The 11,455-nt window shown below is 40.6% G+C and carries 6 protein-coding genes and 2 CRISPR repeat arrays (1 of these 8 only partly in view); of the genes, 5 read left to right on the top strand and 1 reads right to left on the bottom strand.

The features are described from left to right. Nucleotides 1-2 precede the first annotated feature (2 nt). The 5 genes from cas4 (at nt 3) to cas2 (ending at nt 2,934) form a co-directional block, all read left to right on the top strand. Nucleotides 3-521: a CRISPR-associated protein Cas4 gene (gene cas4 / locus GJU82_RS08375; RefSeq protein ID WP_153631730.1), complete on the top strand. Its 519-nt coding sequence runs from the start codon at nt 3-5 to the stop codon at nt 519-521. Nucleotides 522-627: 106 nt separating this feature from the next. Then, nucleotides 628-981 (top strand): four helix bundle protein, encoded by a 354-nt coding sequence (locus GJU82_RS08370; protein WP_153631729.1) that lies wholly within the window; start codon nt 628-630, stop codon nt 979-981. 133 nt (nt 982-1,114) lie between these two features. Further along, nucleotides 1,115-2,119, top strand: coding sequence for a type I-B CRISPR-associated endonuclease Cas1b (gene cas1b, locus GJU82_RS08365; RefSeq protein WP_153631728.1), 1,005 nt, complete (start codon nt 1,115-1,117; stop codon nt 2,117-2,119). A 67-nt stretch (nt 2,120-2,186) separates the two neighbouring features. Further along, the gene (locus GJU82_RS08360; RefSeq protein WP_153631727.1) at nt 2,187-2,567 is read left to right on the top strand and encodes a four helix bundle protein; all 381 of its coding nucleotides are present in this window, start codon (nt 2,187-2,189) and stop codon (nt 2,565-2,567) included. 106 nt (nt 2,568-2,673) lie between these two features. Next, nucleotides 2,674-2,934 carry a CRISPR-associated endonuclease Cas2 gene (gene cas2 / locus GJU82_RS08355; protein WP_153631726.1) on the top strand — a complete coding sequence of 87 codons (261 nt, stop codon included), beginning with the start codon at nt 2,674-2,676 and terminating at the stop codon, nt 2,932-2,934. A gap of 253 nt (nt 2,935-3,187) precedes the next feature. Continuing rightward, a CRISPR array of direct repeats spans nt 3,188-7,317; the repeat unit is 30 nt; unit sequence CTCCCAATCGTACCAAAGTGGAATTGAAAT. 21 nt (nt 7,318-7,338) lie between these two features. On the opposite strand, the gene GJU82_RS08350 is transcribed toward cas2, so the two are convergent. Then, nucleotides 7,339-8,259, bottom strand: coding sequence for an IS1595 family transposase (locus GJU82_RS08350; RefSeq protein ID WP_153630358.1), 921 nt, complete (start codon nt 8,257-8,259; stop codon nt 7,339-7,341). 66 nt (nt 8,260-8,325) lie between these two features. Next, nucleotides 8,326-11,455: a CRISPR direct-repeat array (repeat unit 30 nt; unit sequence CTCCCAATCGTACCAAAGTGGAATTGAAAT) (it continues 11,371 nt past the right edge of the window).

Genomic DNA, 11,455 nt, shown 5'->3' with positions numbered 1-11,455 from the left:
CTATGCAAGTTACAGGAACCCATATTCATTATTATTTTAATTGTCATCGACAGTTGTGGTTATTTGCCAACAGCATCAACATGGAGCAGAGCAGCGATACGGTTTATGAAGGCAAATTAATTCACGAAACCTCGTATACACAGCGAACTGATCGTTACAAGGAAGTAGAAATAGGGCCAGTCAAAATCGATTATTTTGATCATAAGGATAAAGTAATTCATGAAATTAAAAAGTCGAGCCAGCTTTTTGTGTCACACAAATGGCAGGTGAAATATTACATCTACTTACTTGAGCAAGCTGGAGTTGAAGGGGTGACAGGTATTCTGGAATATCCAAAAGAACATAAGACAGAAGAAGTGCTTTTAAGTGAACCTGATCGGGTTTTTCTCTGCGAGTTACTCGACAGAATAGAGCAATTAATTCATCAGAAAAAATGTCCGCCGTTATTAAACAAACCCAGATGTAAAAATTGCAGTTATTACGATTTCTGCTACAGCGGGGAGGAGGCAATTAGAGAATGAGGGAATTTGCTGATTTGCTGATGTGTTGATGTGTTGATTTGCTGATGTGCTGATGTGCTAATTTGCTGATGTGGTAATGGGATGATTTGACAAATGCAGAAATAAAATGGGAAGTAAGAATGTAATAGTGGAAAAAAGTGTGGATTTTGCTTTGGCTGTAATAGAATTCAGTGAAGAATTGGAACAGCGAAAGAAATATGTTATTGGCAGGCAGCTATTGCGCTCCGGAACATCAATTGGTGCAAATATTCATGAAGCGCAATCATCGGAAAGCAGAGCTGATTTTATTCATAAACTAAAAATTGCAGCCAAAGAAGCTTGCGAAACTGAATATTGGTTAACACTATGCAACAAAAGTCAACATTATCCTTCATCGGAAGAGCTTATTGCGCAACTAATATCGATACAAAAACTATTAAGCAAAATAATAAGTACCGCCCAAAAGCATTCGGCCCATTAGCACATCAGCAAATTAGCACATCAACAAATTAGCACATCAACAAATTAGCACATCAACAAATTAGCACATCAACAAATTAGCACATCAACAAATTAGCACATCAACAAATTAGCACATCAACAAATCAAATGCTATGAAACGCACCTACTACCTATTCAACCCCGGCCGGCTGCAACGCCGTGATAACACGTTGAAGTTTACACCATGCGATGAGGACGGAAACGAACAAAAGCCCCGTTTTCTTCCCGTGGAAAACGTAGAGGAGTTGTACTGTTTTGGCAACCTTGATGCCAATGCAGCGTTGTATAATTTCCTGGGGCAGCAGCAAATTCCCGTCCATTTTTTCGATTACTACGAAAATTACACCGGTTCGTTTATGCCGCGCGACAGTCTCCTGTCGGGGAAAATGCTGATTGCGCAGGTTAAGGTGCAGCAAAACAAACTAAAGCGGCAGGTGATAGCCCAGCAAATACTGACAGGCGCAGCGCATAACATGTTGAAGAACCTGCGCTATTACAACAGCCGGGGCAAAGACTTGGTGCCCATTATCGACATCATGGAAGGGTATGCCTCCCGTATTCCGCAAACCACTGCCATCGACGAGCTGATGGGAGTGGAAGGGAACATCCGGAAAATTTATTACGAAGCCTTCGAGTTAATCATTAACGACTTTAGTATGAGTGGACGAACCTACCGTCCACCGCAAAATGAAGTGAATGCGTTAATATCGTTTGGTAATATGATGTGCTATAGTCAGGCATTGAGGGCTATTCATCAAACCCAACTTAACCCGACTGTAAGCTTTCTGCACCAGCCTGGTGAGCGTCGGTTTTCGCTTTCGCTTGACCTGGCTGAGATCTTCAAACCATTGCTCGTCGACCGCGTTATTTTTAAACTGTTGAATAAAAAAGAGCTGCAAGCCCGTCATTTTGAAGATGCCGTTAACCGGGTCGTGCTAAAACCTAACGGGAAGAAGATTTTTGTGAAAGCATTTGAAGAGCGTTTGCAGGAAACCATTAAACACCGGACGCTGAACCGATCGGTTAGCTACAAACATTTGGTAAAACTCGAATGCTACAAGTTGCAGAAACATATTCTGGGCATCGAAGATTATCGGCCATTTAAGATGTGGTGGTGATAAGCAATGATTGAATGATTGAATGAGTGAATGAGTGAATGGAGGAATGAATGAAAAATATATTGTTATGACTGAGAAGGAACTTTTTATACAGAAGATGAAGGCGAGGACAAAGCGGTTTGCTTTGGATATTATTGCTTTTTGTTCGCAGCTTCCTAAAAATAATGTTGGTTACCGGATAGGAGATCAGTTGTTGCGTTCGGGAACCTCGGTTGGAGCTAATTACCGGGCATCCTGCAGGGCACGTTCACAGGCTGAGTTTTACAGTAAAATATCGATTGTAGTAGAGGAGGGCGACGAAAGTGGATTCTGGCTTGAGCTTCTGATTGAGTCAAATCAAATGGGCACCGATGAGGCTCACCGATTGTTGAAGGAGGCTAATGAGATTACTTCAGTTATGGCTACACCTGCTCATTTTCAAAGCGCCTTAAAGCATTCCACATGCTAATGAGATTACTTCAGTTATGGCTACACCCGCAAAACACTAAGCCAAAAATGAAACGACCTCCATCCATTCACTCATTCACTCATTCACTCATTCACTCATTAATCATATGTATGTAATTCTTGTATACGACATGGGCGAGAAGCGGGTAGGCAAGATGCTGAAGCTTTGTCGTCGTTATCTTTGCTGGATTCAGAATTCGGTGTTCGAAGGTGAAATTACCGAAGTGAAGCTCGAAGAATTGAAAATCAGGGCCTCGGGGCTGATGGAAGAAACCGATAGTTTGATTATCTTCCGATCGCGTAGTGAACGTTGGCTTGAGAAGGAGGTTATTGGCGAAGAACGTTCGCCGGTGGATAATTTCTTATGAATTGGCTTTGATTGGTTTAGGTGGTTTTCCCGTCGTCGGTGACCGAAAGCATGCCGGCAGGGGAGCTGCAGCGAAGCCTAACCGTCGGCTTCGATGTTCATTGACGTATTGAAAATGTGAGTATTAGTGATGGTTGTCGAAACCCTGGGAAAAATTTGTTATTGGTGGTCGACAACCTGGAATCGAGATATTACCTATATTTGAATTGCAGAATTGCCTGAAAACAGGCATCTTTTTACGAGTTGTCGAACGCCTCCCAATCGTACCAAAGTGGAATTGAAATAACCATTTCACCAGTTTATCAAACGTTCGCTGAACCTCCCAATCGTACCAAAGTGGAATTGAAATGGAGATCGAGAAGGTACGGGTTGAAGTCCGGGAAGACTCCCAATCGTACCAAAGTGGAATTGAAATGCGTCAGTCAAGCGGAAAGGCCTACATGGTATCATCTCCCAATCGTACCAAAGTGGAATTGAAATACTTAAAGCCATATCATATACTGGCCGGGCATATCTCCCAATCGTACCAAAGTGGAATTGAAATGACCTTCCGATACAGAGAAAGATGACCTTCCATTTTCTCCCAATCGTACCAAAGTGGAATTGAAATACAGTTGGACTGAAATATGGGTCCGGTCTGACGGTACTCCCAATCGTACCAAAGTGGAATTGAAATAATGGTATCAATATTACTGGTCAATTCCAAGTAACTCCCAATCGTACCAAAGTGGAATTGAAATAACTTTGCGCCGAAGGATCGGGAAGTGGAAACATCTCCCAATCGTACCAAAGTGGAATTGAAATTCAGATATATTGGAAGGTTCGCGGCTTTATTACACACTCCCAATCGTACCAAAGTGGAATTGAAATTCCGAAAACGAAATGCGGCAGCGCACTATTGAATCTCCCAATCGTACCAAAGTGGAATTGAAATATTTATACAAATGCCGGACTCGCTGCCGAATTTAACTCCCAATCGTACCAAAGTGGAATTGAAATTGCCCAAACACCCGGCAGAAAGCAGCCCAGCTTCCTCCCAATCGTACCAAAGTGGAATTGAAATACCATAATGCTGAAGTTTTCGAGCAAATAGCTGACTCCCAATCGTACCAAAGTGGAATTGAAATGACTTAATTCTCATGGTGACTACCAGGAATCGCAAACTCCCAATCGTACCAAAGTGGAATTGAAATTGAATTACAACAGTGTCACGCCTGACATGGGTAACTCCCAATCGTACCAAAGTGGAATTGAAATTGGCTTATCCTCCGTTTTATTTTTCATCGCAGTGCTCCCAATCGTACCAAAGTGGAATTGAAATAACAATATCGGAGGTATAAGAGTTAACGGTAATACTCCCAATCGTACCAAAGTGGAATTGAAATTCAAATCCTTGTATTTCGTTACTCCATGCCATTACTCCCAATCGTACCAAAGTGGAATTGAAATAAAGAATTGTTTTAGGTCTTTTGAATTCTTATAACTCCCAATCGTACCAAAGTGGAATTGAAATCCAGGTAAGTTTCTGGCAAACTATGTGGAATTCGGTCTCCCAATCGTACCAAAGTGGAATTGAAATAGTTGAAACAATGCTAATCGGTATTCCCAAATAGAGCTCCCAATCGTACCAAAGTGGAATTGAAATTAAATAAGTTAAAGGATGAAACGTACTAAAACTCCCCTCCCAATCGTACCAAAGTGGAATTGAAATGCAAAAAAAGCGACTGATATTTTAACAGCAGCTGCTCCCAATCGTACCAAAGTGGAATTGAAATAGAGGAATGTGGGAGTAAGTTTTATCTGGAAGTTCCTCCCAATCGTACCAAAGTGGAATTGAAATACAGTACTAACTTTGAAGGTTTCGACCCAACGAGATCTCCCAATCGTACCAAAGTGGAATTGAAATTCCGATTCAAATAGTCCATATCAACTCGAATGCCCTGCTCCCAATCGTACCAAAGTGGAATTGAAATAAAGGAAATATGATTTTAATAACTAAAGTCTTTTTGCTCCCAATCGTACCAAAGTGGAATTGAAATTCATAGCATTCAAAAATATTCAAATCCTGAATATACTCCCAATCGTACCAAAGTGGAATTGAAATTAAGTTGACAAACTGAAACGCTGCCATGTAATCGCTCCCAATCGTACCAAAGTGGAATTGAAATCATAGTACTATCGGTATTTTATACCATTTTGCAGCCTCCCAATCGTACCAAAGTGGAATTGAAATTACGTTGAGGAACTGAAACGCTGCCATGTAATCAACTCCCAATCGTACCAAAGTGGAATTGAAATGAGCATCGAAGGCCTTTTGTAACCCGCTTGTTTGCCTCCCAATCGTACCAAAGTGGAATTGAAATATTTTTATAAAAACCCTTTGGGCAAGCCTTGGGACGCCTCCCAATCGTACCAAAGTGGAATTGAAATACGATTGCAGATTTACAAGCGCAAGTCGAGAGCGGACTCCCAATCGTACCAAAGTGGAATTGAAATACAGTTAACTGGGCAGCAAATAACATGAATGTTGCTCCCAATCGTACCAAAGTGGAATTGAAATGCAGTTAACGGTAATTTAGCGCTAACCTTCGCCATTCTCCCAATCGTACCAAAGTGGAATTGAAATACCGGATGGCTCAAACATGAGATGGACATCAAAGGCTCCCAATCGTACCAAAGTGGAATTGAAATTGGAAAATCCCAAGGAAGCTCAATCCATCTTCCCGCTCCCAATCGTACCAAAGTGGAATTGAAATGGCAGTAAATGCTTTGAAGTCTGATAAATTGAAACTCCCAATCGTACCAAAGTGGAATTGAAATACGTGATATGTGGCTTGTGAACAACGTCCCAGACAGGCTCCCAATCGTACCAAAGTGGAATTGAAATAAGAATCCTCAGCCCATATAGCGTAAACTTTTCCTCTCCCAATCGTACCAAAGTGGAATTGAAATATACTAAATGCTTCCGGCTCTGGTTTAACTATATAACTCCCAATCGTACCAAAGTGGAATTGAAATTAGTAATCAAAAGCACCGCCGCCGTTTATTGCAACTCCCAATCGTACCAAAGTGGAATTGAAATTATATTAAAGAGTTTCCATTTACACCCAAGACATTCTCCCAATCGTACCAAAGTGGAATTGAAATACATTTTGCCGAAGTCGTGTGCGCCTTAGCATCTCTCCCAATCGTACCAAAGTGGAATTGAAATACTGCATAGTGACTGGACTCATTTGATGCCTTTATCTCCCAATCGTACCAAAGTGGAATTGAAATTCAGAATTTACTTTCATACATTATAATTTACAAATGCTCCCAATCGTACCAAAGTGGAATTGAAATATACGAAGTAGTGTTTGTCTCTTTTGCGTTTACTCTCCCAATCGTACCAAAGTGGAATTGAAATACAGAAATAGTATATCCACCAAATTCATCTATTCTCTCCCAATCGTACCAAAGTGGAATTGAAATTTCGAAACATGGGGTTACTCAACATCGGCAGCGGGCTCCCAATCGTACCAAAGTGGAATTGAAATATATTATAATTTGCGGCGTGTCCGTTGCGGCGGGTCTCCCAATCGTACCAAAGTGGAATTGAAATTAATAATTTGAAAGGTTAAATGTATCACCGTCAACAACTCCCAATCGTACCAAAGTGGAATTGAAATAAAAAATCCTCATCATAAATGGATTTTACATTTCGCTCCCAATCGTACCAAAGTGGAATTGAAATGGGGGTTAGGTTCCCACAACCTGCCCCCTTATCTACTCCCAATCGTACCAAAGTGGAATTGAAATAGCTAACGACCATTATAACAGACAAATAAAGAGTAAACTCCCAATCGTACCAAAGTGGAATTGAAATACAGAATTAAGGAAAAGAATTTTAAAATAATAAACTCCCAATCGTACCAAAGTGGAATTGAAATAACTAAAAAAGCAAAAATTACCCAATCCAAAGAAACTCCCAATCGTACCAAAGTGGAATTGAAATTGTGCGCCTTAGCATCTCTCCAATCGACATACCCGCTCCCAATCGTACCAAAGTGGAATTGAAATACACTCACAATGTGGAAATTTCGCCCCTCATAAACTCCCAATCGTACCAAAGTGGAATTGAAATGCAGTTAGCGGTAATTTAGCGCTAATCTTAGCCATTCTCCCAATCGTACCAAAGTGGAATTGAAATCCAGAACTGAGCGCGTCTGGAAAGACTACTCCGACTCCCAATCGTACCAAAGTGGAATTGAAATACATTTGATTTTTCGAGCTTGATGCCGTTGATAGTTACTCCCAATCGTACCAAAGTGGAATTGAAATAAGTCGGACATTGAAAGTGCCGATTTTGTGGTAGCTCCCAATCGTACCAAAGTGGAATTGAAATTAATTTTATTGAATTAGGCATTTAAATAATACTTTGTTTATAAGGGAAGGGCTCTGCATTAACCATTCTGGTTAAAAGGCTATCGAAGATTCTTTCCTTCATATTACTTCGGTTAAACCGGTAGCAGTATTCATCAATATAGGCTTGCAAATTTTCGACTTGGTGGTGCATGCCCCGGAGCCAGCCTTTGAAGCCCATAATACACCTGTGCAAGTCAGGGAAGTTGCCGCCCTTTTTCCCTGAATCAACCTGCACAAGATTACTGAAGTCTTTTACCAAAGGGGAATATCCTCGCCATTTATCTGTCTTTATTTGTGCACTTGTCTCAATGGTCATTTTCATAAACCCACCAAGTTCCTTCGAACTGCTCTGCTTGATGACCTTTCCGTACATACGGCTAACTCCTTTGCCGTTTCTCTCAATGGCAAATACAACCAACTTCTTTTTGCCGTTTTTTCTCCCCACAACCCCTTCTTCCTGGCCGCCGACAACTGTTTCATCAACTTCGGCCTTGCCATCGATTTTATGGTTGCCACTGCTTTCCATGGCTTTCATTACCTTGCCTTTGAACTTCCAGCAGGTCTTTTGTCTTAACCCAAGCTTTCTGCTTAGTTCCGTACTGCTGATCCCTTTTTTACTCGTACTTACATAATAAACAATGTAAAAGGCCTTTAATACCGAGAACTTTAACTGGTGAAACAATGTCCCGCTCGTTGGGGAGGAGATTCGGTGGCAACTGGTACACTGTCTGTCGAATAGGCGCTTTCCGTTACAATAATTGGTGTGTCCACAATTGGGGCAAACAAAGCCAGTCCCCCATTTTAGTTCAGTCAAATATTGATAACAAGAATCTTCGTCAGGGAAACGTTCCTGAAACTCAAAAATAGTAAGGCTTCTGAATTTGTTCTCCATTTTTATAATATTTCCCCCTAAAGTAGACATTTCTATTGTATTTACAAAGAGCCTAATTCAATAATTTTAATTATTAAAAATTAATATTGAGCCGATCTCCCAATCGTACCAAAGTGGAATTGAAATGCACTAAGCATCCATGCTATCAAGTCGTCAATAAACCTCCCAATCGTACCAAAGTGGAATTGAAATGTGCGACGGAATGCGAGCCAAATGTGCAGATTGTCACTCCCAATCGTACCAAAGTGGAATTGAAATAAAGCAAAGCCCGTGGCACTGATAAAATGGCAGGCCTCTCCCAATCGTACCAAAGTGGAATTGAAATATAAACAATCCGTAACGCGTATATAAACGTTTGAAATCTCCCAATCGTACCAAAGTGGAATTGAAATAGCGTAAATGGAACATCATTTTCGACAATTGATAATACTCCCAATCGTACCAAAGTGGAATTGAAATGACTGCCGTTATTTTGACATGAACGTAAAGGGATGCTCCCAATCGTACCAAAGTGGAATTGAAATATAGATGACTATCTTCCATTTTGACAAAAAATGGGCTCCCAATCGTACCAAAGTGGAATTGAAATTCGTTTTTTATTCTTTTATGTTTTACTTTTCGTTGGCTCCCAATCGTACCAAAGTGGAATTGAAATAACGGACCTAAGCAGGACGCAATAGCGGACATGCACTCCCAATCGTACCAAAGTGGAATTGAAATAATGTTGAACAGGATAGCTCCGACCCATTTACACACTCCCAATCGTACCAAAGTGGAATTGAAATAAAAGTATTTGCAATATTTCCCACTTCGATTTTACCCCCTCCCAATCGTACCAAAGTGGAATTGAAATGCGTTAGCCAACATGCTGACATGTCAGGCGTTCGGCTCCCAATCGTACCAAAGTGGAATTGAAATGCGCTAGAGTTAAGGGATTCGCTTATTGATGTGAACTCCCAATCGTACCAAAGTGGAATTGAAATGGGGAAAGGGATGCGAATTGCAATTCATTTCTGACTCCCAATCGTACCAAAGTGGAATTGAAATATGGATGGGAAACGGCGGATTGCGGAAAGGGCCGGATCTCCCAATCGTACCAAAGTGGAATTGAAATCCGGGTTAAGAATCATAAATGGTATTTCCTTCTTGCTCCCAATCGTACCAAAGTGGAATTGAAATTCGCTAAACAAGGTGAGGAAGGATTAAAGGAGTATGCTCCCAATCGTACCAAAGTGGAATTGAAATAAATATGTCGAAAGAACAGCGCGATAAGGGGATGACTCCCAATCGTACCAAAGTGGAATTGAAATACGTTACTCTCTGTCCCAACGTCAGATTTAAATACCCTCCCAATCGTACCAAAGTGGAATTGAAATACGGAAAATTATGGGTTAAAGGTGATGTAAAACGTCTCCCAATCGTACCAAAGTGGAATTGAAATTCAGCTACCCTGAACGCTTCGAATAACCCCTCTTTTCTCCCAATCGTACCAAAGTGGAATTGAAATAAGCTCACAGGCTCTGAGTAGTCAATTTCAATAACTCCCAATCGTACCAAAGTGGAATTGAAATACGCTCACAATGTGGAAATTTCGCCCCTCATAAATTACTCCCAATCGTACCAAAGTGGAATTGAAATAAGGGAAATGAACACATCAGTTGGTAAAGAATGGCTCCCAATCGTACCAAAGTGGAATTGAAATAAATAAATTGGTAAGTCTTGAGTGGCCTTTAGGTGTCTCCCAATCGTACCAAAGTGGAATTGAAATGCATTAAGATTAGCATTTAAATTACCATTATTTACTCCCAATCGTACCAAAGTGGAATTGAAATTTGAAAAAGCTCTTTAAACATCACCAGGTCAGTTTTCTCCCAATCGTACCAAAGTGGAATTGAAATGAATATACTACTGATGAACTTTACAGTACAAAAGCTCCCAATCGTACCAAAGTGGAATTGAAATATGATTATAAAAGATCGAAACGATGGATTTAAGGATGCTCCCAATCGTACCAAAGTGGAATTGAAATTTATGTAATCAATGCACTTATGAAAGTGTTGCAAGACTCCCAATCGTACCAAAGTGGAATTGAAATAAGTAAAAGCCTGCTAATTTAGCGGTTTTTTTTATTCTCCCAATCGTACCAAAGTGGAATTGAAATGGCGTTCGGTTGAACTCAAAAGGCGACTATCAGGAACTCCCAATCGTACCAAAGTGGAATTGAAATGCGCGTCCGGATGCGCGGCTCGCTTTGTGAGCGTCTCCCAATCGTACCAAAGTGGAATTGAAATGAAGTAGAGGGGCTTGGAATTCCTGAAATTCAAACTCCCAATCGTACCAAAGTGGAATTGAAATATGTAAGTGAGTTGTCAGGATTCTTGGTGATAGGCTCCCAATCGTACCAAAGTGGAATTGAAATAACAGTTTAAAGCGTGGCAGTCGCATTCCTCCCATCCTCCCAATCGTACCAAAGTGGAATTGAAATGCTCAAAGTAAGGAGTCAGCCGAGAAAGGGTATTGCTCCCAATCGTACCAAAGTGGAATTGAAATAAGCAATAGTCTTTTCAATCGTTTCAACAACGTTTGCCTCCCAATCGTACCAAAGTGGAATTGAAATATCAATCTCCCGGTTAGACGTAGCTAACCACGTTCTCCCAATCGTACCAAAGTGGAATTGAAATACAAAAAATTCAACCGCTGTTACAGGCTAAGACTTTCTCCCAATCGTACCAAAGTGGAATTGAAATTAGCTTAGTGTTTAAAGGTTACTTATTTACTTTCCGCTCCCAATCGTACCAAAGTGGAATTGAAATACATTATTATATGCATTAGATAAATTTGAATGGGCTCCCAATCGTACCAAAGTGGAATTGAAATGAGGTTTCGTTGTAGACTACGGCATATGTCAAATCACTCTCCCAATCGTACCAAAGTGGAATTGAAATACAGGATTAACCAAGTTATTATCTATTGAATCCAAACTCCCAATCGTACCAAAGTGGAATTGAAATACAAATCTATCAGATGGATTATCATTGGCAAAAACTCCCAATCGTACCAAAGTGGAATTGAAATTCGCTAAACAAGGTGAGAAAGGATTAAAGGAGTATGGCTCCCAATCGTACCAAAGTGGAATTGAAATTACTGATATTATAAGGCTCACGACCCCATTTCTTTCTCCCAATCGTACCAAAGTGGAATTGAAATATGAGAAATACAAGCTGGC

The sequence above is a fragment of the Prolixibacter sp. SD074 genome, assembly GCF_009617895.1.
In the GTDB taxonomy this organism is placed as follows: Bacteria; Bacteroidota; Bacteroidia; order Bacteroidales; family Prolixibacteraceae; genus Prolixibacter.
This window is presented reverse-complemented; position numbering and strand designations above follow the sequence as displayed.